This window comes from Acidisoma sp. PAMC 29798, assembly GCF_030252425.1.
GTDB lineage: Bacteria > Pseudomonadota > Alphaproteobacteria > Acetobacterales > Acetobacteraceae > Acidisoma > Acidisoma cladoniae.
On record NZ_CP126994.1, the window covers coordinates 3,192,780 to 3,216,720 of the forward strand.

Below are 23,941 nucleotides of genomic sequence, written 5' to 3' on the forward strand. Positions count from 1 at the left end.
AGCGACACTCATGAGTTGGCTCACCGAATTCGTTCGCCCCAAGATTCGCACCCTGCTCGGCCGCAAGGATGTGCCCGAGAATCTGTGGCATCAGTGCCCGGCCTGCCAGCAAATGATCTTCCAGCGCGATCTGGATGCGAACCTGAAGGTCTGCACCCATTGCGGCCACCACATGCGCGCCTCGGCGCGGGAACGTCTGGCCTGGACCTTCGATGACGGCGCTTTCACGATCATCGACACGCCGCGCGCACCACAGGACCCGCTGCGCTTCCGTGACCAGAAGCGGTATTCCGACCGGCTGAAGGATGCGCGGGAAAAGACCAAGCTGGAGGAAGCGATCGTCGTCGGCCACGGCCTGCTCGGCGGCCGCAAGACCGTCGTGGCCGCCATGGCCTTTGACTTTATGGCCGGCTCCATGGGCGCCGGCGTCGGCGAAGGAATCGTCGCCGCCGCCAAGCTCGCCGTGCTGCAGCAGGCGCCGTTCATCATCTACACGGCCTCCGGCGGTGCACGCATGCAGGAAGGCGCCATCAGCCTGATGCAGATGCCGCGCACCACCATCGCCACGCAGATGGTCAAGGAAGCGGGCTTGCCCTTCATCGTGGTGCTCACCGACCCGACCACCGGAGGCGTTACCGCGAGCTTCGCAATGCTCGGCGATATCCAGATCGCGGAACCCGGCGCCCTGATCGGTTTTGCCGGCGCCCGCGTGATCGAGCAGACGGTGCGCGAAAAGCTGCCCGAAGGCTTCCAGCGCTCGGAATATCTGTTCGAGCACGGCATTGTGGACATGATCATCAACCGCCTCGAAATGCGCGCGACCTTGTCCCGTCTTGTCGGCCTGCTGGCACCGGTCGCACCAGCCGCGACGGACCTCGCTGCCTAAGGCCAAAACGATGTCCACCGCTGTTATGAGTTCGCGGGAACGCAGCCTCGATCCCCGCGTGGATGGTATATTGGAGCGTTTGCTCCGCCTCTATCCCCGCGCCATCGATCTCAGCATGGATCGGCTGCTGAGCTTGCTCGCTAAGCTCGGCAATCCCGAGCAGCGGCTAGCGCCGGTGCTGCATGTCGCCGGCACCAATGGCAAGGGCAGCACTTGCGCCTTCGCCCGTGCGATTGCAGAGGCCGCCGGCCTGCACGTGCAGGTCTATACCTCGCCCCACCTGATCGATTTCAACGAGCGCATTCGCCTGACGGATGGGTTGGTTCACCACCGCCGGTTGGCGGATACGCTAGAGCAGGTCGAGCGGGTCAATGACGGGGCGCCGATCACCGTCTTCGAGGTCATCACAGCCGCCGCCTTTCTGCTCTTCGCGGCTGACCCTGCCGATCTCTGTATTCTGGAAGTCGGCCTCGGCGGCCGAGGCGACGCGACCAATATCATCGCGCGCCCTGCCGCCTGCGGTATCACCTCGATCTCGATCGACCACCGCGATTTCCTGGGCGACCGGCTGACGGGCATTGCCGCCGAGAAATCGGGCATCATCAAAAGTGGCGTGCCGGTCGTGACTGGAGAGCAGAAGCCCGAGGTTCTGGCGGTGATCGCCGATTTCGCGCGGGCAAAGGGCACGACCCTTCTGGCCCGCGACCGCGATTGGCAGATCGAACCGAGCGGCCACGGGCTGCGGTTCACCGATGCGGCGGGATCGCTCGCGCTGCCGCTGCCGTCCCTCTCCGGCCTGCATCAACACGACAATGCCGGGATCGCCATCGCGGCGCTGCGTGCCTCCGGTCTCACCTTCCCAGACGCTGCGTTCCAGCGTGGCCTAACGCAGGTCGAATGGGCCGGGCGGATGCAGCGCCTGGATGGCCGTCTCGCGGCGCTTCTGCCCAACGATTGGGAACTGTGGCTGGACGGCGCCCATAATCCCGGCGCTGGGGTCGCCCTCGCCCGACATCTCAAGGATTGGGCCGACCGGCCGTTGCATCTGGTGATCGGGATGAAGCAGGGCAAGGACGCGGCGGAGTTCCTCAAGCCGCTGCTACCCTATGCGAAGACGGTTTGGGCCGTGGCCGAGCCCGACCAGCATCTGGCGCTGTCGGTGGATGAGGTCATCGCGGCATCGGGCGGCATCGCGCGCTCGGGCGGAACCGTGTCGCAGGCGCTGCGGCGCCTGGCGGCGGAAGAAACGGCGCCGGCGCGGGTGCTGATCTGCGGGAGCCTTTACCTGGCCGGAGCTATTCTGCGCGGGGTTTGAGCGTCGCTGTCGCGTGGTGGAATGCGCTTCGCTTTTCCACCCTACGCGTCGCGATTGCCCTCGTAGGGTGGAACAGCGAAGCGCATTCCACCAATTAGCTACCGCGCCACCAAAGCCGCCGTGCCCATATACCCGGCCGCCGTCGCCAACACGCAGAGGACCACCGACAGACCGATATTTGCGAAAGCCGCCGCCGTGCGTCCCTCGCGCAGCAATTCGAAGGTCTGAAGACTGAACGAGGAAAACGTGGTGAAGCCGCCGCAGACACCCAGCATCAGGAAGATGCGCGTCTCGGTGTTGAGGATGGTGCGGCTGGACGACAAGGCGGTCGCTGCGACGACGCCGATCAGTGCCGAGCCCAGGACGTTGATGAGGATGGTGCCCCAGGGAAAGTGGGTCCCCATGTGACGCACGGACACGACCCCGACCCAGGCCCGGCCGACGCTGCCCAAGGCACCGCCCAAAGCAATCCACAGATACATCAAAGGCGGCATCGCGAACGCTCCATCATCACCGCGTGAGGATGACCGTCATCCCCGCGCAGCGGAAGATGGCCTCAGGCCGGAAGATGCTTGGCGATATAGGGCGGGAGCTGGAAGGCACCGACGTGAATCTCCGGCGTCCAATAGCCCGTGGTGCCGAGAATGCCGGCGGCCTCAGCCCGTGCGCGAATGGTGGCGACATCAACGGTCGCGACCCCAGGCTGCTTGCCGGCCCAGCCGAGCGTCATATAGCCACCGACATAGGTGGGCACGGCGGCGATATAGGCACCGACATGGGGAAAGAATTGGCGGCGACGAAGGCTGGTTTCGCGAAGCTCGTCGGCTTGCATGAAGGGCACACCGCACTGGTTCACGATCAAGCCGTTGGCGGTCAGGATGCGCGCGCTGTTCTCGTAAAACTCATCGGTGAACAGCACTTCGCCGACGCCGATCGGGTCGGTCGAATCGACGATGATGACATCGAAGCTCGCGTCCGGCGCGCGCCGCACGTAATCGATGCCGTCGCCCACGATCACTTCGCCACGCGGATTGGTCCAGGCGTCGCCTGCGATGTTCGGCAGGAACTCCTTGGCGAGGCGAATGACCTCGCCGTCGATCTCAGCCATCACGGCGCGTTCGACGCCCTTATGCTCCAGCACGCGGCGCAGCACGCCGCCGTCACCGGCGCCGATTATCAGCACATTCTTCGCATCGCCATGAGCCAGCAGCGGCACATGGGCGAGCATCTCTTGATAGACGAACTCGTCGCCCTCAGTGATCTGGATGATGCCGTCGAGCACCATGACGCGCCCATGGCTCTCGCTCTCGAAGATCACGATGTCCTGGAAGTCGCTTTGCACGCGCGCCAGTTCGCGGGTCACGCGGAACCTCTGGCCCCAACCGGGATACAGGGTTTCGTTCAGCCAGGTATCAGTTGCCATGGGGATGCTCCGGCGACAAAACAGAAAGACCCACCCATGACTTTAGGAGCCAAGGATGGGTCTGATTGTGAAGTAAGAGGGAAGAACGGAGCTTACGCTCCGGCGCTGCCGCGGCGCTGTTCGTCCAGATCGATCCGCGTCGGCTCGAAGGCTGCCTGAAGCACAGGAATGCCGAGATGCGGGTTGCAATCGCCGCACATGAAGATGTCGATCGCGGCGAAGTTCTTCTCGGGCCAGGTGTGGATGGAGATATGGCTCTCCGCCAACACGAGTACACCCGACACGCCACCATTTGGCGTGAAGTGATGGAAGTGCGAATGCAGGATCGTCGCACCGGCAATCACAGCGGCCTCGCGCAAGGCGCGGTCGATATGATCCAACTCTGAGAGATTGGTTGCCCCCCAAAGATCCACCAGCAGATGCATGCCGGCAAACCTCTGCCCGTCACGCTCGATCCAATAGTCCTTCTGCTCCTCCGCAACAGTCGCGGTGACAACAGACGTCTGGTTCTCGCTCGGGAAATCCGAGACCATCCCCAGTCGGGCAAGTGCGTTCATCGCATGCTCCCTCAACCAGCAGATAGCCTGTTGGTACATGCCCTCATGGCATGCCCCCTGGGGCCAAGGGGGCGGGTTATGAGGTCCACGCCCCCCAGGCGCAAGTGAAATTATGATGCACGGACCGGGCTCCGCTATGCATTCAGGGCGTATTGTTCTGAAAGCCCCTTCAAAAACGCTCGTTTTCTCTCAAAAACACGTGGATGGCGTCGATGGTTTTCTCGTCCATGAGGGACGGCGCATGGCCCACATCCGGAACGACCAGACCACGGGAGCCGCTTCGTTCCATGTCCGCAAATGTCTCGGGCAACAGAAGATCGCTGGTCTCGCCCCTGATCGTGAGCCTCGGAATGGCGATTTTCTGCCATAATGGCATCAGATTCACCGCTTTCGGCTCTTCCGCCCGGATTGGAATGGCGATCGCGGGGTCGTAATGAAGGGTGAGTTTGCCTGAGGGCAGGCGCCGCGCGGAATGCCGCGCCATGGTAGCCCAGGCTTCAGCGTCGGGCACGCCGAAGGGGGCGTGAACGATGCGCAGATACGCCTCCACGCCCGCGAAATCCTCAAATTCAGGCGGCGGCAGCATATAGTCGCGAATGCGCGCCAGGGCTTCGACGGGAATGACGGGTCCGATGTCGTTCAGAACCAGACGGGCGATGGGTGTGCCAGGCTGGGCGGCCAGGATCAGGCCGCAAATGCCGCCGAGCGATGTGCCCACCCAGCCGACCGGTCGCGGAATATCCGCCAAGAGATGCGTCAGGGCGTGGACGTAGGAGGCCGGGTGATACAGGCCAGGGTCACTGAGCCAGTCCGAATGCCCACGGCCGGGCAGATCGGGACAGATGACCCGAAAGTCCGCCGATAGCACCTCCGCCAACCGGTCGAAGTCCCGCCCTTGGCGTGTCAGGCCATGAACGCAGATGACCGGCGGTGCATCGGCCGCGCCCCACTCGGCGGTGGCCATATGGTGGAAGCCGTCCGCCAGCATATAGCGGACCGAGCCGGTGCGTGGTTCCATGCGGCATCTCCGTTTTGATGAAAGCCTGTAGACTTGCATCTTGGGCGCCAGTCGTGACCCATGCGGCGGCGCCTATCAACCGCGAGGACGATCACCATAGCCTCCGCCCGGGATTTTTACGCGCGACTGCGCCCGATGCCGCTTTCACGCCTGGTCAAGCGCGTCCTGATCGGGATCGGTCTCGCGCTGTGCGCCATCATCATCGTGATCGCGTCGATCATCTGGCGAGTCCTGCCGCCGCAGCAGGACACGCTGGTCATTCCCGGAGTTTCAGCCCCGATCGGCGTCAGCTTCGACACTGACGACGTGCCTTATATCCGCGCCTCGTCACCAACGGATGCGGCGCTCGCCCTCGGCTATGTCCATGCGCGGGACCGGCTGTTCCAGATGGACCTGATGCGCCGCGCGGCGGCCGGGGATCTCGCCTCCCTCTTCGGGCCGGCCGCCTTACCCAATGACCGTGAAATGCGAATCCTCGGCATCCGGGCCAGTGCCGAAGCGGATGTCGCCGATCTGTCACCCCCAACACGCGCCCTGCTCCAGGCCTATGCGGACGGCGTCAATGCCTGGATCGAACGCCGTGGCCGGCTTTCGGCGCCAGAATTCGTGTTCCTCGGCAAGCCGAGGCCGTGGACGATTGTGGACAGCCTGCTGTGGGGCAAGACGATGGGCCTGTGGCTGTCGGGCAATTGGCAGACCGAGCTGCAGCGCCTCGCCCTCTCCGCTAAGATGCCGCGTGCCAAGATCGAGTCGCTCTGGCCGAGCGCGCCTGGAATGATGCCCGCCGTGGCGGAGATGATGCCCCAAACCACCCCTGGTGCTGCGGCAGCGGCGCGGCAGGCGCTGGCATGGCTGCGACATTTTCCGCAGCCCTTCACGCAGCCAGCCCAAGCCTCGAACGAATGGGCTCTGTCAGGCACGCATACCGCGACCGGCCAGCCGATGCTGGCGGGCGACCCTCACCTTGCGCTCAACTTCCCTGGCCTCTGGTATCTGGCGCGGATCGACACTCCCGAAGGCACACTTGCTGGCGCCACGGTGCCGGGCCTGCCCTTCCTGGTGATCGGCCGCAACGACCACGTTGCCTGGACCTTCACCACAACCGGCGCCGATACCCAGGACGTCTTCATCGAGCATGTGTCGCCCGATGGCCTCAATTACCAAACACCCGATGGGTGGGCGCCGTTCAAGACGCGCATCGAGGTCATTCATGTCAGCGGGCAGCCCGATGAAACACTCACCGTGCGCCTCACCCGCCACGGCCCGGTGATCCGCACCGGTCCCACCGACCACACCGTGCTGACGGTGGAGATGGGGAATTTGGCGCCGCATGACACGGATGCCGATGGGCTGCGGCTGCTTGACGCCGCCCGCTATGTCAGTGACGTCGGCATTGCCGCCGCGAAGATCACCAGCCCGGTGCAGAACCTGATGACGGCGGATACCGCCGGGAATATCGCCTTCTACACCACCGGGCGCGTGCCCATCCGCCGCGCTGGCGACGGTGCTTGGCCACAGGACGGCGCCGACGGCGCGCATGACTGGACCGGCTTCGCGAGCGGCAAGGCGCTTCCCCATAGCGTCAACCCCGCCTCCGGCCGTTTGGTGAACGCCAATGAACCGACGGCCGCACCCGGGTTTCCCGTCTTCATCAGCCGAGACGCCTATGGCGACTGGCGCGCGCAGCGCATTCGCGAACTGCTCGCCCAGTCGGAACGCCACACTTTGGATAGCTTCGCCGCGATGCAGATCGATACCACCAGCGACTTCGCAAGACGGCTGCTGCCGGTGCTCACGATCCTCAAGGTGCCGGCGACCGATGTCGGTGCGCCCGCCGCCGCCCTTCTACGGAATTGGGACGGCCAAATGGCGATGGATCGGCCGCAGCCGCTGATCTTCAACGCCTGGATGGACCGCTTCGTGGACAAGGTCCTTCATCGCAATGGGCTGACGCCCGATGATGCGCCTGTCGAGCAGGATCGATTTCTGCTGTCCCTGCTGCTGGAAACGGACGGCGCCCCCGCCCAGGCAATGCTGTGGTGCGGCGGGGACTGCCGCCCCATGCTGCTTGACGCGCTGAACGACTCCGTCGCCGACCTGAAGCACCGTTACGGGCGTCGCATGGGCAACTGGCGCTGGGGCAATGCGCATCGGGCGCTCTTCGCCCATCCCTTGCTCAGCCGCATTCCGGTGGTCGGGCGTTTTGGGCGGATCTGGCTGTCCGTGCCAGGGGATGCGACGACCGTCGATGTCACGGCGCCCGGTCCGACCGCCACCGACCCCAACGGCTTCACCGCCCTGCATGGGCCGGAGCTGCGCGGCGTCTACGACCTGTCCGACCTCGACCAGAGCCTGTTCGTGATCGCGCCGGGCCAGTCTGGCAACTTGCTCGATTCACATGCGCAGGATTTTCTCCTGCGCTGGCGATCCGGGCTTTCCGTGCAACTCGGCCCGGAGCCGAATGTGGTATCCCGCCAGATCAGGATCATGCGACACTGACGCTCGATATGAGCAGCATGAACCCCACGCGGCTGGATGATGACACCCTGACCTGGGGCGTTCCCAGCCGCCGTGTCGGTGCCTTCCTGATCGACTGGCTGCTGATCGCGCTGTTGACGATGGGCGTTTCGATCGGCTTCGCGGTGATCCACATCATGACACTCGGCCTGTTGCACGGGCCCGCGCATCTGATCCTGGTCATCGGCGCGATCTATGACGTGTGCTGGATCGCCGGCCCCTTCGCCGCCACGCCTGGTCAGATGGCCATGGGGTTGTCTGTGCGCCGCGCAGACGATCTGGGCCGGCCGATGCTGGCGCAGGCCGTCGCCTTTACCGGTCTTCTGTATGTGACACTGGCGGCCGGCGTGATCTGGCTCGCCATCGCGTTTTTTACCCACCGCCGGCGCGCGATCCATGACATGATCTCGGGACTTGTCGTGATCCGCGCGGGCGCTCTCGACGGGCGGGTATGGTGAGCGAGAGGCCTCGATGAACTACAGGACGATTCGCCGGCCGAATTTCTTTTACACGACCGCGCCGCTGCCTTGCCCCTATTTGCCCGACCGTACAGAGCGAAAGGTCGTCACGGAGCTGACCGGCCCGGAAGCCGAGGCCCTGCACGATCGTTTGTCCCGCGCCGGATTTCGCCGCAGCCATAACATCGCCTACGCGCCGGTTTGCCCGAACTGCAAAGCCTGCGTGCCGATCCGCATCCCCGTTGCCCTATTCGAACCAGATAGGACCTTGCGGCGCATCGCCCGCGCCAATGCCGATCTCCTGCGGCGCGAAACGACGGCGATCGCCACCGCCGAGCAGTATCATCTTTTTCAGCGGTACCAGCAGGCGCGCCATACCGAGGGCGATATGGCGACGATGAGTTTCTACGATTATCGCGCCATGATCGAGGACACGCCGATCGAGACCCTGGTTGCGGAATTCCGCGACGAGGCGAATCGCTTGGTCGGGTGCTGCCTGATCGACAAGCTCGCGGACGGGCTTTCCGCCGTCTACAGCTTCTTCACACCAGATGCGGACAAACGATCCCTTGGGACGTTTGCGATCCTGGCGCTCATCGACCGGGCGCGCGCGATGGGACTGCCCTATGTCTATCTTGGTTATTGGGTCGCTGAGAGCCGGAAGATGGCGTACAAGACGCGGTTCCAGCCTTGCGAAATTCTAACTAACGGCGCCTGGCATTTGATGACCGAGACCGACGGGCAATCACAGACCGGTCCGGCACCCGCGCTCTCACCCTTCAGCGAAGCTTTGTCGAATATCATGCCCGCAGATACCGATAGCGTCGGCGGATAACGCTGCGCTCATCCGCCCTACGACGCGATGTAGGGTGGATAAGCGAAGCGTCATCCACCGAAGAAGGCGCTAGCTCCAGCGACGCATGACCTGGCGGTAGCGCGGCTCCGGCGGGGTCGCGAAGGGGCTGGACGGCGAATGCGCCAGATAGCCAATCAGATAGCCGATCGCTGCGATGCCGATCAGTGACAGCAGCGGCTGCTCCTGCACCGTCTTGCCGACATACGCGCCGGCCGAGGCGCCGACTTCCTGAACCTTGCTGCCGTATTCGCCAGCGCGGGCGCGCACCGTCTCCGCCGTTTCGCGCAGAGTCTCAGCGGCTTTCGCGGCGGCGGAGGAGACTGTGTCGGAGGCCGCGTCGGCCATATCGCCGGCCTTGTCCTTGACGTCGCCGAATGTGTCCTGGGCCTTGCCCATCATCTGATCGGCCTTGCCTTCGGCCTGCAACTTCGCGTCCCCAGTGAGGCCGCCAGCGGCGTCCTTCACCTTGCCGGTGACGTCTTTCACGGTGCCGTCAACTTGATCTTCGTTCATCGCATGGTCCTCCTCTGTGGGCGGCGCCGCCGTTGGGCGACGCTCGCACGGTGAAGATCACATGGGGCGGGCGGGCCAAGTTGGAACTCCCGCCCGACAATTTAGGGGCGGCTCAGTATCCGTAATAGCCGTAGACCGGGACCGGCACCGCATAGGCAGGGGGCGCGATGCCGTTGCCTTTGGACGTCATGCATTGGGCATAGGCGGTGTTATACATCTGCTGAAGGCTCTCGCCCGCCTGCTGGGACTGTCCGGCACCGACGGCCGAGCCGCCAAGCAAACCCGCACCTGCGCCGATTGCCGCACCCGCACCCGCATTGCCGCTGACGGAGCCGAGCAGGGCGCCAGCCGCAGCCCCGATTCCGGTGCCGATCAACGCAGACGCCGCGCCATTGTTCTGGCTCTGCTGCGAAGCCGCCGCCGCCGGAGAGGCGATATATTCCGAGGCGTATTGGCGGCAGCTATAATCCTCATATTGGAAAGTCTGCAGGGGTTTGCCCGCATCCGGCAGGGACATGATCGTGGGGCCGCTCGGCGGCGGCACGGCGCAGCCCGCCAAAATCAGAAGCGCGGCCGTGGTGGGCAGCAGGGTCTTGAGCGTCTTTTGCCGAGTCATCGATCATCTCTCGTCAGTGGAGAGCGGGACAATGCTCACCCTCAGAAAGACAGATCAAGCATCGCGATGTAACACTCAGGTGCGGTCGCCGTCAGCCCGGTCGGCGCGCCCGCAGGGCGGTCGTCAACGTGCCATCGTCCAGCACTTCCAGCGCGCCGCCGATGGGCACGCCCTGGGCAACGCGGCTTACGATGATGCCGAAGCTCGCCAGCCGGTCCGCCAGCCAATGCGCCGTCGCGGCACCATCGACCGTCGCGCCCAGCGCCAGGATCACCTCCCGCACCTCGCCTTCCCCCACCCGCCGCAACAGCGGCGTGACGCTGAGATCCTCGGGGCCGACGCCGCCGAGCGGTGACAGCGTACCCCCGAGGACGTGATACAATCCCCGATGGGCGCCGGCGCGCTCGATCGCCCACAAATCGCCCACGCCCTCGACCACGCAAATCAACGTGATGTCACGGTGGCTGTCCAGGCAGATGCCACAGGGATCGCTGCTGTCCAGATTGCCGCAGAGCGAACAGGGCCGCACGGCCCGCGCCGCATCCGTCAGCGCCACGGAGAGCGGCAGCATGCGGGCCTCGGGGTGTTGCAGAAGTTTCAGCGCTGCCCGCCGCGCGCTGCGCGGACCCAGACCCGGCAGCTTCGCGAGAAGCGCAATCAGCCGCTCGACTTCAGGGCCGCCCATCCGATCGAACTAGAACGGCAGCTTCATGCCCGCCGGAAGCTGCATCCCACCGGTCACCTTCTGCATCTCTTCGGCGGCCATCGCCTCGACCTTGCGCTTGGCGTCGGCATGCGCCGCGATCAGCAAGTCCTCGAGCATCTCCATCTCCGCCGGATCAGCGAGCTTGGGGTCGACCTTCACGCGCTTCATCTCGCCCTTGCCGCTCAGCACGATGGTGACCATGCCCGCGCCGGCCTGTCCTTCGACTTCGACGCTTTCAAGGGTGGACTGCATGTCCGCCATTTTCTGCTGCATCTGCGATGCCTGCTTCATCAGTCCAGCCAGGTTCTTCATAGGTCTTCCTCTAGGTCCATATCGTCCATCGGCTCCGCGTCGGGTGGCGCGAAATCCGGCATGTGGTCAGGCAAGATCAGCCCGTCATCGGGTTCAGCGATTTTTGGCGACAAGCGGAATTCATCGACGGTCGGGTCCCGCACCGTCTCCAGCTTCGCCCCCGGAAAAGCCGCCATGATGGCTTTGACCAAGGGATGGTCAGAGGCTTCGGTCTCCCGCCCAAGATCGGCCGCCACGCGCTGCTCATCGATCGTCGGCTCGCCTGGCTGCGTCGAGATGACGATGGTCCAGCGGAAACCGGTCGCGTCAGCAAGCAGCGACGTCAGCCGGGCCGCGAGGTCACGCGGCGCTTCCGGTTGCGGCCGCAACTCGATGACCGGGGGGGCGAAGCGGACCAGATGCACCGAATGCAGGAGGTGGCCATAGAGCGTCACCTCCTTCAATTCCCGAATGAGCGTGACGACTTCGCGAAAGCTGGTCGGCATGGGCGACGGCTCAGGCACCGCGTCCGCCATTGGCTCCACGACGGGTTCCGCGATCTCCTCGCGGGGTGCGGCTCGGGCAACGGCGGCACCCCCACCCGAGGCCATGGCACGCGGCGCTGGCGGGTTGGCGGGGGGCACGGCAACGACCGCCGGCTGAAAAGACGATTGAACGGCTTGGGGCTCGCTACCGGTCAAGCGACGCACAAGCTCACCCGGCGTCGGTTGATCGGCGAGGTAGCACAGGCGGATCAACACCATCTCCGCCGCCGCACGTCGGTCGGGCGCGGCCTCGACCTCCTGCACGCCCTTGAGCAGCATCTGCCAGGCGCGGCCCAGCACAGGAATCGTCAAAGTCTCCGCCAGCGCCCAGCCGCGCACCCGCTCCGCCTGGGGTAAATCCGGGCTGTCCCGCAAGGCCGGCGCGGCCTTCAGCCGGCTCAGCACATGGACCAGCGCCAGAAGATCCTGAAGCACGAGGCCGGCATCGGCACCGCGCTCATGGGCTTGGTCCAGAATCGCCAGCGCCTCGGCGGGGCGGCCGGCCATCAGGGCCTCCATCAAGTCGAAGACCAGGCCACGATCGGCGAGGCCGAGCATATCGGCCACGGCTTCGCCAGAAATCGCACCCTCCTCGGTGCCCCCCATGGCGATCGCCTGGTCGAGAAGGGACAGCCCGTCCCGCACCGAGCCATCGGCCGCGCGGGCGATCAACTCCAAGGCCTCGGGCGCGACCGCAACGTGCTCGGCTGCCGCGATGCGTCCGAAATGGGCGGCGAGTTCGGCCGCCGAAACCCGGCGCAGATCGAACTTTTGGCAGCGCGACAGGACCGTCACGGGCACCTTGCGCAATTCGGTGGTGGCGAAGACCAATTTCACATGCGGCGGCGGTTCCTCCAGCGTCTTCAACAGGGCGTTGAAGGCGTTGCGGGAGAGCATATGGACCTCATCGATGATGAAGACCTTCACCCGCGCTTCCATCGGCCGGAAGCGCGTCGCCTCGATGATCTCGCGCACATCATCGACACCCGTGCGGCTGGCGGCGTCCATCTCCATCACATCGGGATGGCGGTCGGCCATGATCGCCACACAGCTGGGGCAGACGCCACAGGGGTCGGCCGTGGGGCCGCCCTTGCCGTCCGCGCCGGTGCAATTGAGGCAGCGGGCAATGATGCGCGCTGTGGTGGTCTTGCCGGTGCCGCGCACGCCCGTGAGCATGAAGGCATGGGCGACCCGGCCGGTGGCGAAGGCGCGGCGCAGGATGCGGACCATCGCCTCCTGCCCGATCAGCTCATCGAAGCGGGTCGGCCGATAAGCGCGGGCAAGCACGCGATAGGGCGCGCGCGCCGCTGGCGGTTCGTCCCCGAATAATCCAGGACCCGAGGGCGGCGGCAAGTCGTCTAAGGAATCAATGTCGGCCACGAGCCCTTCTACACGATGGGAGGGTCGGGCAGGCAAGAGCTTGCCTGAATACTGAGAGGATGAAGCGGGTCTGATAAAGCGGGGGGCCGGACAACGACCCGAGCGGAAACTCGTTGCGGCTGCTTCCTTCCGGACCTGACCGGGTTGGCGAGGCGCCCGTCCGCCGCCGACCCCCCTGAGGGCTATCTACGCGCGCGAGGATCGCACTGCAAGACGAGTCGCGGGTTGTCCCGCGCGGCCTGTCATGCGAAGGACGGGGGTGCCTCTCATCCCCATCCGCGCGTCGCGCACGAACACCTACACCGGCAGCCCGCTCGACCGCATGGCCGAGCGCCGCGCCGACGCTGACTGGCTGGCGGAGATGCGTGCGCATCCCGAGGCCGTCGTCGCGCCGGTCTGGCGCAGCCACAACCTGTTCCGGGACCAAGCGGCAAGTCTGCTCCCCGCGCGGCATGCGGCCCTGCTGGACCATGACCCCAAGCACTGGATTTTTCTGGGCCTATGGGAAGCCCGGCCGATCTTCGGGCTGGATCTCGGCCACATCGATGAGCCGCTTCCCCAGCTGCCGCCCGATGCGGGTGAGTTCGCCGACATTCGCGGCATGGCCGGGCTGCTGCCGATGGGGGAGGCGCCGATCCTCGCCTATGCGCGCGGGCTGGTGCATTGGCAGAATCGCACGCGCTTCTGCGGCGTCTGCGGCAGCGCCTGCGTGCCGCAAAGCGCTGGCCATGTCATGCATTGCACCGGCTGCGGCACCGACCATTTTCCCCGCAGCGACCCGGCCGTGATCATGCTGGTGGTGCGGAACGACGCGATTCTACTGGGCCACGCCTCCCGCTTCCCCGAAGGCATGTATTCGACCCTCGCCGGCTTCGTGGAGCCGGGTGAAAACCTGGAAGAAGCGGTGGTGCGGGAAGTCTTCGAGGAAACCGGCGTACGCGTTGGTGAAGTTTTGTATCACTCCAGCCAGCCCTGGCCGTTCCCGTCTTCGCTGATGCTCGGTTTCTATGCCGAGGGATTGTCCGACGAGATCACCTTCCACGATGCCGAACTAGCCGACGCGCGCTGGTTTACCCGGGCGATGTGCCGGGACCCGGAGGCGCATCATTTTCGCCTGCCGGGGCCTGACAGTATTGCGCGCCGGCTGATCGAGGATTGGCTCGCCCAGCCTTCGGATTAGTTTGCGGAAAAGCGAAGCGGATTCCGCCGAACGCCGCCGCTAGATCACGTGGAACAGATACAGCAGGATGATGATGGGAATCGGGATGCCGAGGAGCCACAATAATCCGCCACGCATGACAAAATCCTCCTGAACGCGTTGTTATCAGGAGAATTTGGGGGCGCGTTGACGACTGGCAAGATCCTCGCCGTTAACGGAGCCGCAGAAGCACCCGCCTGATACGGAGGCGGATCGCCGAAAAGCGCCGGCCTGCATGCGCGGCACCCGGCGGCTTGCCGGCGCCCGGAACCACGCCACGCCCAGCCGCCACGGCCCAGGCACGGGCTGCCTCAACCTTGCCATGTGACCATGCGAACCAGGCGATCGTCATCAGGGCGGGGCGGCAGGCTTGATAGATCCACAAGGCGATGAGCAGGCCGACGCCTTTGATCAGCACCACCACGACGGTCGCGGCAAGGAAGTGCCTATGAGCCAGCAGATAGGCCGCGTAGAACCCGCCGATATGGCTCATCGCCTCTGGTATCAGGAACAGCGGCAGGATCGCCCATGGCGGCAAGCGGGCGAGCACCACCTCCGTCGCGCGAACGATCCTGGCGCGACGCAGGACGCGCGCCCCCCCGCGAAGCGCCATGCCGCCCAGCACGAGCAGAAGCGCGAAGGGCAGCAGAAGCGCGTCTTGCAGCCGCAGTCGGCGGAGCGATCGTCCGCCAGAGGATTGGCCGGGCGATGGCGTGGCGGTTTCCATCCCGTGCCTATAGCGGCAACCGTCGTGCGGCGGCAGATGGCATGTCTGGCGCCGCCACTTTGTGAATGCCGTCCGGTCCAGTAGAACCGCCGCGCCGCAGGAGTTCGACGTGCTGACATCTGGATACGACCACCAATAATGGCCTCTGCCTCGCTCTTCCGGCATCCGCTCACGCGGCTTGACCGCTACATCCTGCGTCAAGTCCTGGTGTCGCTGATTTCAGTCACGCTCGGGCTGGTGGCATTGATCTGGCTGACCCAATCGCTCCGCTTCGTGGAGCTGATCGTCAATCGCGGGTTGTCACCCTTCGTCTTCCTGCGGCTGACGGTTCTGCTCATCCCGAGTTTCGTGGCCGTCATTCTGCCCATTACGACGTTCGTCGTGGTCCAGTTCGTCTATCAGCGCCTCGCCGGCGACCGGGAATTGACGGTCATGCGCGCCGCCGGGCAGTCTCCCCTCGCGCTCGCCAAGCCGACCCTGATCCTGTCCATGGGCGTCTGCCTTCTCTGCTTCTGGCTGAACATCTGGGTGGTGCCGTCCAGCTTTGCGGCCTTCCGCGAATACCAATTCGAAATCCGCAACCGCATTGCGGCCTTCCTGTTGCAGGAGGGCGTCTTCACACCCATCGCCGCGAATCTCACGGTCTATGTGCGAAAGCGCGATCAGGACGGCACGCTGCACGGCATCATGGTGGATGACGAGCGGAGCCCCGAGGACCAAGCGACCATCATTGCCGAGGCCGGCCGAATCGTGCCCGGGCCGCTGGGTCCCCGCGTGATCCTGTTCAACGGCACACGCCAGGAACTGGATGCCAAGACCGGCCGCCTGAACCTGCTGACCTTCAGCGAGAACGTGATCAACCTCGCGGAAACCTCCAGCGACGCGGATTCCCGGTTTCGTGACGACTCCGAAGTCTCGATCCACGATCTGCTGCATCCCCCGCATGACGAGGTTCGCGCCCAGGACATTCCCAAATGGCGGGCCGAGGCCTATCGCCGCCTGGCGGAGCCGCTCACGGTCATCTCCTACGCCTTGGTGGCGCTCGCCTCGGTCCTGACCGGCGCCTTTAGGCGTCATGGCGGTCTGGCGCGGCCTTTGATCGGCGTCGCCATCACCGTGAGTTTGGTGGCGCTGGGCCTGGCGGTGAACAACGTCGCCTCACGCAACAGCCTCTGGCTTCCGTTGATCTGGTTGCATGCCATCGCTCCAGGCGTGCTCGCCGCCTGGCTGCTGCTGCGACGGCAGCGGATGCGCGTGCCGGTGTCGCCGCCGCTTGCCGCGACGGGAGGAGGCTGAGCATGTTTCTCTCGCGCATCCTGACGCTGTATATCAGCCGCCAGTTCATGATCTCGGTCGTCGCCATGCTCGCCGGGCTCACCGGCCTGGTGTCGCTGTTCGACTTTCTGGAACTGCTGCGGCGGGCCGCATCCCGGCCCGATGCGAGCTTCACGCTCATCATCAAAATGGCCCTGCTGCGCATGCCCTGGGCCATTCTCGAAATCCTGCCCTTCGCCATCCTGTTGGGTGGCATCTGGGCCTTCTGGCGCCTCAGCCGCTCGTCCGAACTCGTCGTTGCCCGCGCGGCGGGCCTCTCTGCCTGGCAGTTCCTGGGCGGACCCGTGCTGTGCGCCTTCGCGCTCGGCCTCTTCGCAATCGGTGCCGTTAGCCCCGTCTCGGCCATGCTCTTCGCGCGCGCGGAAGCCCTGGAACAGATTTACATCGATGCCGGGGGCGGCCCGCTCGCCCTGAATGGCGGCCAGCTTTGGCTGCGCCAGGCAGACGGCTCCGTCGATGATCGGGGGATCGCCATCATCCATGCCCGCGGCGTCATGATGCATAACGGCGTGCTGACCACGGGCGAGATGAGCATCTTCCGCCTGGGTCCAACCGACAAGATGCTGGATCGGATCGAGGCGCAGGGCGCGACACTGGTGCCGGGCAACTGGTCGCTCGCCAATGCACGTGCCTTGGTGCCGGGGAAGCCGGCGACCACCCTAGGCCCGATGATGTTGCCGACCGACCTCAATATCAGCCGCATCCAGCAGAGCTTCGCCGCGCCTGACGCCCTGTCCTTCTGGCAACTGCCCGGATTCATCCACGTTCTGGCGCGAGCCGGGTTTTCGACCGTCGGCCATCGCCTGCGCTTCCAGGCCCTACTGGCACTGCCCTTGCTATGTGCCACGATGTCCCTGGTCGCAGCGGGGTTTTCCATGCAGAGCAGCAGGCGGGGCGGCATCGCCCGGATGATCGGCGGTGGCGTCGCCGCCGGTTTCGCCCTGTTCATGATTTCAAAGGTCGCCGAACAGTTTGGCCAATCCGGCGCGCTTCCCGTGATATTGGCTGCCTGGGCGCCAGCAGCGGCCGGCCTGATGCTGGCGCTGTCGCTGCTGCTCCATCTCGAAGACGGTTGAGGGTCCGCCAGATGTCCAAGACGATGAGAAAGATGTGGAGGGCGACGGTCGGCGGCCTCGTCCTCGTCGCGACCAGCGTCTCGACCATGACGCCGGATGCCTGGGCGCAATTCGCGGCACCGGGGTCGCAGATTAGTTCGAAGCAGCCGGTCACCTTCCAGGCTGACCGCATCGATTATGATCAGAAGTCGAATATCGTCACCCTGATCGGGCATGTGCAGGCCTGGCAGGCCGGTCACGTCCTGTTCGCCGACCGCCTGCTCTATGACCGCAACACCAATATTGCCGACGCCATCGGCCATGTCGTGCTCATCTCCCCGGACGGGCAGATCGTCTACTCGAATTATGCCGAACTCAGCCGTGACATGAGCAACGGCATCATGAGCCAGATGAACGTCACCCTGCCGCTGAACGCCAAGCTGGCGGCCAATGGCGCGCGGCGGACGGAAGGCAAGCTGAACGAGCTGACCCGCGCGGTATACACCGCCTGCGACGTCTGCCTGAAGCACCCGGAAAACGCGCCGCTGTGGCAGATCCATGCCCGCACCGCGACGCAGGATCTTCAGCACCACATGATCGAGTACAAGGACGCGGTCATGGAGATCTATGGCGTCCCGATCCTATGGCTGCCGTATTTCTCCCACCCAGACCCCTCCGCCAAACGCCAGAGCGGCCTTCTCACGCCCAGCATCGGTGTGAACAGCCATTTGGGCGGGTTCGCGGAAATCCCCTATTACTGGGTGATCGACAATCAGTCCGACGCCATCATCACGCCGATCCTATCGACGAAGGATTATGCCGCCCTCGACGTCAAATACCGGCGGGACTTCAACTTCGGAACGGTCAACCTCAACCCGTCGGCGGGTCTCGATCAAGGCCGGATGCAGGGGGCGATTTTTGCGAACGGCCTCTTCGATCTGAACAACACCTGGCGGGCCGGGTTCAACTTCCAGCGCGCCTCCTCGGTCAGCTACCTCAACGACTATTCGATCCTGCCCAACGTCAATGAACTGGAAAGCACGCTTTATATCGAAGGCTTCGGCCAGGGCTCTTACGCCCGCCTCGACACCAGCTTCTATCAAGGCTTGGTGGCTAGCGTCTCGGACAGCCAGCTGCCGGTCGTGCTGCCCTATGGCCAGTATTCCTACAGCGGCCAGCCCGATGCCTGGGGCGGCAATCTGTCTCTCGGCGCCAATGCCTTCAACATCCTGCGCACCACCGGCACCAATACTCGCCGCGCGGCCTTCAGCACCGACTACAAGACGCCGTTCCAGGATTCGCTCGGCGGCCTGTGGAGCACCGACCTGCATATCGACGCCGCCGGCTATTCGGCGAGCAATCTGAACGATTTTCCGAATTTCGCGACCCGCGACAGCTCCAACACGGCCCGTGCCCTGCCACAGGTGGCGCTGAACTACCGCTGGCCGCTGATGAACGATGCGGGCAGGCTCGGCTCCCAGCTTATCGAGCCGATCGTCCAGGTCATCGGCGCTCCAAACATGGGCAATAACGTCAACAAGACCGGCATCCCGAACGAGGACAGCGACGACTTCCAGTTCACCGATGCCAACCTGTTCGGCTTCAACAAATACCCCGGCATCGACCGGCTGGAGAGCGGCATGCGCGCCAATCTCGGCCTGCATACGGAGTGGCTGCTCAATAACGGCAGCACGATCGACAGCCTGGTGGGCCAATCCTACCGCACCCACAAGGACACCACGTTTCCGGACGGATCGGGTCTTGAGGACAATGTCTCCGACATCGTCGCCCGCATCTCCTACACGCCGACGAGTTGGCTGGACCTGACCTATCGGACGCGGTTCAGCCACGTGAACCTGCAAGACCGCTTCATTGATGCCTTCGCGACGGCTGGCGCACCGATCCTGCGCGTCTCTGCGGGCTACCTCTATTCAGCGACGAACCCGTACTATTATTACGATGGCTCGACCCCGCCCGCCTCCTATTACATTCCGCGCAACGAAATCACGCTCGGCCTGTCGACCACCTACAAGGCCTGGACGTTGAACACGTTCCTGCAGAGGAACATACAGACCGGCCAAATGGATTCAACGAGCGTGGACGGCATGTGGCAGAATGACTGCCTGGCGCTCGACCTCAGCTTCAACCGCCGCGATACTTCGGTTGCGGGTGACAATGGCTCGACCACCGTTTTATTTCGCGTAACCTTCAAGACAATTGGCGGCATCGGCTTCAATGCACTGTAATCTCATGCACATGACTTCGATGCGCCTTCGCAAGAACAAGACCTCGGGAGGTCAGTACTCCGCCATGTCGTCACTTCGCCTGAGATCGATCCGCCTGCTGGCGGTGCCCCTGCTTTTGGGCTTCGCCTCTACCGCCGCGCCCGCCCGGGCGCAGACCGCGAGCATCGCGGCCGTCGTCAATGGCGAGGTCATCACCATGGGAGACGTGGAGAATCGCGCGCGGTTCTTCGCCCTCGCGACCGGACAGCAAGTCTCACCCGACGTGCTGCAGCACCTCACGCCGCAGATTCTCCAGCAGCTCATCAATGAGCGGCTGGAAATCCAGGAAGTCGAGCGTCGGTCGATCGTGATCACCGACAAGGAGGTCGCCCATGCCATTGATCAGATAGAGCACAACAACAGCATGGGTCCGGGCACGCTGCATGCGAAACTCACTCAGCTTGGCATCGGCTTCGGCACCTTGGTCAACCAAGTGCGCACACAATTGGGCTGGACCCAGGTTCTGCGCCAAATCGTCAATAATCTCGGCCGCCCCTCGGCCGCCGATATCGACACCCGGCTGCGCATGATGAAGGAAGAATCGTCCCAGCCCCAATACGACGTCGGCGAAATCTTCATTCCGGTGAGCAATCCAAAAGCTGAAGCGGACGCGCAACGCTTCGCCGATACGGTCATCGCCCAGCTTCGCCAGGGCGCACCCTTCCCCATCATCGCGGCACAGTTCAGCCAGGGTCCAACCGCCCTCCAGGGTGGCGCGCTCGGCTCGGTCGGTGCAGACGAACTCGATCCGGCGGTCGCCCAACTGGCGGCGCAGATGCCCATCGGCGCCATCAGCAACCCCGTTCCCGTCGCGGGCGGGATCGTGATCGTGCAGTTGCGTGGCCGGCAACAAGGCCAACAAGGAGGCGCGCCGACCCAGATGCTGAGCCTGCGCCAGGTCTTCCTGCCCTTCTCGTCGGCACTGGACCAGCAGCACCCCACAGACCAGCAGCGTCAGACGCTGGCGAAGTTCCACGCCATCGCAGCCTCGGTCCATAGCTGCGCGGATGTGGAAGCCGCCAATCGGGCGAATGGCGCCGTCAAGCCGGCCGACCCCGGCCCGGTGAACCTGGCCCAGGTCAGCCCGCCGCAGTTCCAGGCGCTGCTGTCCAAGCTGAAAGTCGGCGAGCCCAGCCCGCCTCTGCTCGCGACAGACGGCGTCAGCCTCGTGATGGTCTGCGGCACGACCACCCAGGCCGACACAGGACCGAGCCGAGATGAGATCGCCGAGCAGATCTTCAGCCGGCGCGTCAGCCTTGCCGCACAACAGACGCTGGATGGTTTGCGCCGCCAGGCGTCGATCCAGAACATGCTGGCGCATTGATCGACACGTACGAGCAAGAAGAGGCCTCCCCGTCGCCGGTGAGCGACGGGCGGCTTATTCCGCCGCATTTGAAGACTGTGATCGCGCGCCATAATTTTCGCGCGAAGCACTCTCTCGGACAACACTTCCTGCTGGATCTCAATCTGACGGCGAAGATCGCGACCGTGGCGGGCGATCTCGCCGGCCGCAATGTCGTCGAAGTCGGGCCGGGGCCGGGCGGCCTGACCCGTGCTCTGCTCGATACCGAGGCTGCCACGATCACAGCGATCGAAATCGACCCCAGGGGTGTCGCGGCGGCCGAGGAACTCGCCTCCTTCTATCCGCCGGGCCGCCTGCGCGTCATCGCGGCCGACGCACTCAAGATCGACGTCGTCTCCCTGATCCCGGAGCCACGGCAGGTCGTCGCCAACCTGCCCTATAATGTGGGCACGCCCCTGCTCATCGGCTGGCTGCGCCAGATCGCGCATTTCGAGCGACTGACGCTGATGTTCCAGGAAGAGGTGGCGCTCCGCATCGTGGCGGAGCCGGACACCAGCGCCTATGGCCGGCTGTCGGTTCTGGTGCAGTGGACCTGTTCGGCGAGCCTCGCAATCCGGGTGCCGCCGGAGGCGTTCACGCCGCCGCCGAAGGTGAATTCGGCGGTGCTGCGCCTTATCCCCAAAGCAGAACAACCCTCCGCCGCGCTGTTTTCAACGATGGAGAAGGTGACGCAATTCGCCTTCGGCCAGCGCCGCAAGATGCTGCGCGCCGCGCTGAAGCCCTTGGGGGGCGAGGCCCTGCTGCGCCGCGCGGATCTCGATCCGACGCGGCGTGCCGAAACCTTGACGATCGCGGAATTCGATCGGCTCGCGCGTTTGGTGGAAGCAGAAGGCGAGCCGGCCACTCAGACGTAGTTGGCGGAATGCGCTCCGCTTTTCCGCCAACCGACCAAGGGGCGCGGGGGTTGCTCATCGGGGGCCGGCAGTCCAAAACCTCCGCATGACGAGGCCCGCGACCCAGGAGGCTTGGTGAACCGTCTCGCGGACATCTTCGCCCGCAAACCTGCGCTTGCAGTCGAAGCAACGCCGCTTGCCCAGGCCCGCCTGCCCGAGCGTCAGCACAGGTTGGCGGATGCCGTGCTCTCCATACTGTCCGCGCATGCCGCCATCGCAGGCACCGACCCTCAAGACGAGATCGAACCGAGCCTCGCCATGGTCGAGGTCGCCACCACGCTGTGGACGCGCGTCCTGCGTTTCGATGGCGCAGATCCGTCCTGGCCTGATCGCGACCGGGTCATCGTGGCGCAGCGGCGGGACGCCCAGCTCGTGCGCGCGGTTCTTGAACTCTGTGGCATCGAGGCCGCAGAGTTCGGCCGTGGTCTGCCGCATGGGCTTCCCGGCGTCGATTCCGTCGCCTCCCAGCCAGGCCAAGCGCTGGCCTATGCCGTCGGCACCGCGCTCGGTGAGCGGATGATGGCGGCCCGTTTCGGCAAAAGCCTCGTCGATCATCGCACCTGGCTGCTCGCGACACCGGCTGACCTGATGGGCGGCTTGAGTTATGAGGCCGCGAGCCTTGCCGGTGACCTCAAGCTCTCGAAACTCGCCATCTTGGTCGATGACACGCCACCCACCGCCAAAGCGCCCACGGCCAAAACCATCACGCCGTCCCCGGTGGTCGCAGGCGAGGATATGCTGGAACGCTTCGCTGAATGGGGCTGGGCCACCAAGCGCGTGGGAACGCAGGATCCGGCGGCCATCGCCTCCGCCTTCTCGATCGCGCTGCGCGCCCGCAAGCCTGTGCTGATCGCCTGCCGCCGCGCCCATCCGCCGACCGGCAAACCGTCCGTCACCATCAGCGAGGATGTGCGGGAGGCTTGGCGGGCCGCCGGCGCCCGCAGCACCACCGCGCGTCGCGGCTGGTTGAAGCGCCTAGCGCGCCACGCCCAAGCGGCGGAATTGGATCGCGTTCTGAACGGCCGCATGCCCGATGGCTGGCGGGAGACGGCCCGTGCCGAGCGTATGGCCCTCAGCGACGGAACCGAGCCGCAATCCACCCTCGCCGCCGGCCGACACTTCGCCGCGGCCATGGTGGCGTCGATGCCCGAACTCGTCGGCGCCAGCACCGTTCCCACGGCGAAGCGCGCCGCCTTTCCGCTACCCGGCGTTCTGCCCGTCGATGCCAGCGATTATGCCGGCCGGCATATCTGCTTCAGCGGGCGCGACATCGCCTTGCCCGGCGTTCTGGCCGGCATTGCCAGCCGAGGCGGCCTGATCGTCTCGGCCCAATCGACCGCCGCCGCCGCCGATAGCCTGCCGCAGACGCTGCGCGCCCTGGCGCGGGAAGGGCGGCGGCTGATCCATATCGTGGCGGAAGAACCGCTGGAGGATGCGGGCGCCGCCGCGGCGCTGCCGCTCGCCTCGCTGCGCGCCATTCCCAATCTTCTGGTCCTGCGCCCGGCCGGGGCCATCGAAACGGTCGAATGCTGGGAACTCGCCCTTCAGAAGGATGACGGGCCCAGCGTCATGCTTCATTCCACTCTCCCGACCGCCGGTTGGCGGCAGGAAAGCGCCGAAAACGCCTGCGCGCGGGGCGGCTATGTCGCGGCGGGCTTGTATGACGCGCGGGCTGCGACTTTGATTGCGAGTGGCGCGGAGCTGGCGGTGGCGCTCGATGCGCGGTCCCGGCTAGCGCAGGAAGGAATTCTCGTCGCGGTCGTCTCTTTGCCATGCTGGTCTCTGTTCGCGAGCCAGAATGAAGCTTATCGAGCGGATGTGCTGGGCGAGGCGCCACGCTTTGCGGTTGAGCCCGGGTCTGATTTCGGTTGGGGTCGCTGGCTCGGGCCGCAGGGACAGTTTATCGGAGCGGGCAGCAACGGTTCACTGGATACCGGGCGGCCTGGCCAAGGGATCGGGATCACGGCGGAGGCGCTGGTGGTCGCAGTGAAGAAGAAGATCTAA

General features: G+C 65.0%; 22 protein-coding genes and 1 other RNA gene. 12 read left to right on the top strand and 11 right to left on the bottom strand.

Annotated features, from left to right (window positions below; genetic code table 11):
* Window positions 1-10: 10 nt before the first annotated feature.
* Window positions 11-886 carry an acetyl-CoA carboxylase, carboxyltransferase subunit beta gene (gene accD, locus QP803_RS15410; protein ID WP_284944361.1) on the top strand — a complete coding sequence of 292 codons (876 nt, stop codon included), beginning with the start codon at window positions 11-13 and terminating at the stop codon, window positions 884-886.
* Between the two features lie 10 nt (window positions 887-896).
* A complete protein-coding gene (locus QP803_RS15415; RefSeq protein ID WP_284944362.1) occupies window positions 897-2,201 on the top strand; it encodes a bifunctional folylpolyglutamate synthase/dihydrofolate synthase in 1,305 nt (434 codons plus the stop codon).
* A gap of 98 nt (window positions 2,202-2,299) precedes the next feature.
* Here QP803_RS15415 and crcB read toward each other — a convergent pair whose 3' ends face one another.
* From crcB to QP803_RS15435, 4 genes are all read right to left on the bottom strand, one after another.
* Entirely contained in the window at window positions 2,300-2,695 is a 396-nt protein-coding gene (crcB, locus tag QP803_RS15420) for a fluoride efflux transporter CrcB (RefSeq protein WP_284944363.1), read from the bottom strand.
* Between the two features lie 62 nt (window positions 2,696-2,757).
* A complete protein-coding gene (gene speE, locus QP803_RS15425) occupies window positions 2,758-3,624 on the bottom strand; it encodes a polyamine aminopropyltransferase (protein WP_284944364.1) in 867 nt (288 codons plus the stop codon).
* Window positions 3,625-3,716: 92 nt separating this feature from the next.
* A complete protein-coding gene (gene speD, locus QP803_RS15430) occupies window positions 3,717-4,181 on the bottom strand; it encodes an adenosylmethionine decarboxylase (protein ID WP_284944365.1) in 465 nt (154 codons plus the stop codon).
* A gap of 169 nt (window positions 4,182-4,350) precedes the next feature.
* Window positions 4,351-5,199 (bottom strand): alpha/beta fold hydrolase, encoded by an 849-nt coding sequence (locus QP803_RS15435; protein WP_284944366.1) that lies wholly within the window; start codon window positions 5,197-5,199, stop codon window positions 4,351-4,353.
* A 135-nt stretch (window positions 5,200-5,334) separates the two neighbouring features.
* Here QP803_RS15435 and QP803_RS15440 point away from each other — a divergent pair, with 135 nt between their 5' ends.
* Genes QP803_RS15440 through QP803_RS15450 form a run of 3 tightly spaced genes read left to right on the top strand, consistent with a single transcriptional unit; the run spans window position 5,335 to window position 9,009 of the window.
* A complete protein-coding gene (locus QP803_RS15440) occupies window positions 5,335-7,698 on the top strand; it encodes a penicillin acylase family protein (protein WP_284944367.1) in 2,364 nt (787 codons plus the stop codon).
* An 8-nt stretch (window positions 7,699-7,706) separates the two neighbouring features.
* Window positions 7,707-8,174: an RDD family protein gene (locus tag QP803_RS15445; RefSeq protein WP_284944368.1), complete on the top strand. Its 468-nt coding sequence runs from the start codon at window positions 7,707-7,709 to the stop codon at window positions 8,172-8,174.
* 13 nt (window positions 8,175-8,187) lie between these two features.
* The gene (locus QP803_RS15450) at window positions 8,188-9,009 is read left to right on the top strand and encodes an arginyltransferase (protein WP_284944369.1); all 822 of its coding nucleotides are present in this window, start codon (window positions 8,188-8,190) and stop codon (window positions 9,007-9,009) included.
* A 69-nt stretch (window positions 9,010-9,078) separates the two neighbouring features.
* Here QP803_RS15450 and QP803_RS15455 read toward each other — a convergent pair whose 3' ends face one another.
* From QP803_RS15455 to ffs, 6 genes are all read right to left on the bottom strand, one after another.
* A complete protein-coding gene (locus tag QP803_RS15455; RefSeq protein WP_284944370.1) occupies window positions 9,079-9,543 on the bottom strand; it encodes a CsbD family protein in 465 nt (154 codons plus the stop codon).
* Window positions 9,544-9,655: 112 nt separating this feature from the next.
* Complete coding sequence (locus QP803_RS15460; RefSeq protein WP_284944371.1) at window positions 9,656-10,159, bottom strand: glycine zipper family protein; 504 nt, start codon at window positions 10,157-10,159, stop codon at window positions 9,656-9,658.
* A 91-nt stretch (window positions 10,160-10,250) separates the two neighbouring features.
* Window positions 10,251-10,844: a recombination mediator RecR gene (recR, locus tag QP803_RS15465; protein WP_284944372.1), complete on the bottom strand. Its 594-nt coding sequence runs from the start codon at window positions 10,842-10,844 to the stop codon at window positions 10,251-10,253.
* A gap of 9 nt (window positions 10,845-10,853) precedes the next feature.
* The gene (locus QP803_RS15470) at window positions 10,854-11,177 is read right to left on the bottom strand and encodes a YbaB/EbfC family nucleoid-associated protein (protein WP_284944373.1); all 324 of its coding nucleotides are present in this window, start codon (window positions 11,175-11,177) and stop codon (window positions 10,854-10,856) included.
* A complete protein-coding gene (locus QP803_RS15475; RefSeq protein ID WP_434082855.1) occupies window positions 11,174-13,081 on the bottom strand; it encodes a DNA polymerase III subunit gamma/tau in 1,908 nt (635 codons plus the stop codon). Before QP803_RS15475 ends, QP803_RS15470 begins: the two co-directional genes overlap by 4 nt.
* Window positions 13,082-13,158: 77 nt before the next feature.
* Window positions 13,159-13,257: signal recognition particle sRNA small type (gene ffs / locus QP803_RS15480), an RNA gene on the bottom strand.
* A gap of 83 nt (window positions 13,258-13,340) precedes the next feature.
* Here ffs and nudC point away from each other — a divergent pair.
* On the top strand, window positions 13,341-14,261 hold the full coding sequence (nudC, locus tag QP803_RS15485) for an NAD(+) diphosphatase (protein ID WP_284944374.1): 921 nt from the start codon (window positions 13,341-13,343) through the stop codon (window positions 14,259-14,261).
* A 190-nt stretch (window positions 14,262-14,451) separates the two neighbouring features.
* Here nudC and QP803_RS15490 read toward each other — a convergent pair whose 3' ends face one another.
* The gene (locus QP803_RS15490; RefSeq protein ID WP_284944375.1) at window positions 14,452-15,006 is read right to left on the bottom strand and encodes a hypothetical protein; all 555 of its coding nucleotides are present in this window, start codon (window positions 15,004-15,006) and stop codon (window positions 14,452-14,454) included.
* Window positions 15,007-15,144: 138 nt separating this feature from the next.
* Between QP803_RS15490 and lptF the strand changes: the two genes are divergently transcribed.
* From lptF to QP803_RS15520, 6 genes are all read left to right on the top strand, one after another.
* Entirely contained in the window at window positions 15,145-16,302 is a 1,158-nt protein-coding gene (gene lptF, locus QP803_RS15495) for an LPS export ABC transporter permease LptF (RefSeq protein WP_284944376.1), read from the top strand.
* A gap of 2 nt (window positions 16,303-16,304) precedes the next feature.
* Window positions 16,305-17,417 (top strand): LPS export ABC transporter permease LptG, encoded by a 1,113-nt coding sequence (gene lptG, locus QP803_RS15500; RefSeq protein WP_284944377.1) that lies wholly within the window; start codon window positions 16,305-16,307, stop codon window positions 17,415-17,417.
* Window positions 17,418-17,428: 11 nt separating this feature from the next.
* Window positions 17,429-19,642: an LPS-assembly protein LptD gene (locus QP803_RS15505; RefSeq protein ID WP_284944378.1), complete on the top strand. Its 2,214-nt coding sequence runs from the start codon at window positions 17,429-17,431 to the stop codon at window positions 19,640-19,642.
* Between the two features lie 64 nt (window positions 19,643-19,706).
* Entirely contained in the window at window positions 19,707-21,005 is a 1,299-nt protein-coding gene (locus QP803_RS15510) for a peptidylprolyl isomerase (protein ID WP_284944379.1), read from the top strand.
* A 56-nt stretch (window positions 21,006-21,061) separates the two neighbouring features.
* Entirely contained in the window at window positions 21,062-21,898 is an 837-nt protein-coding gene (gene rsmA, locus QP803_RS15515) for a 16S rRNA (adenine(1518)-N(6)/adenine(1519)-N(6))-dimethyltransferase RsmA (protein ID WP_284947929.1), read from the top strand.
* Between the two features lie 114 nt (window positions 21,899-22,012).
* Entirely contained in the window at window positions 22,013-23,941 is a 1,929-nt protein-coding gene (locus QP803_RS15520; RefSeq protein ID WP_284944380.1) for a thiamine pyrophosphate-binding protein, read from the top strand.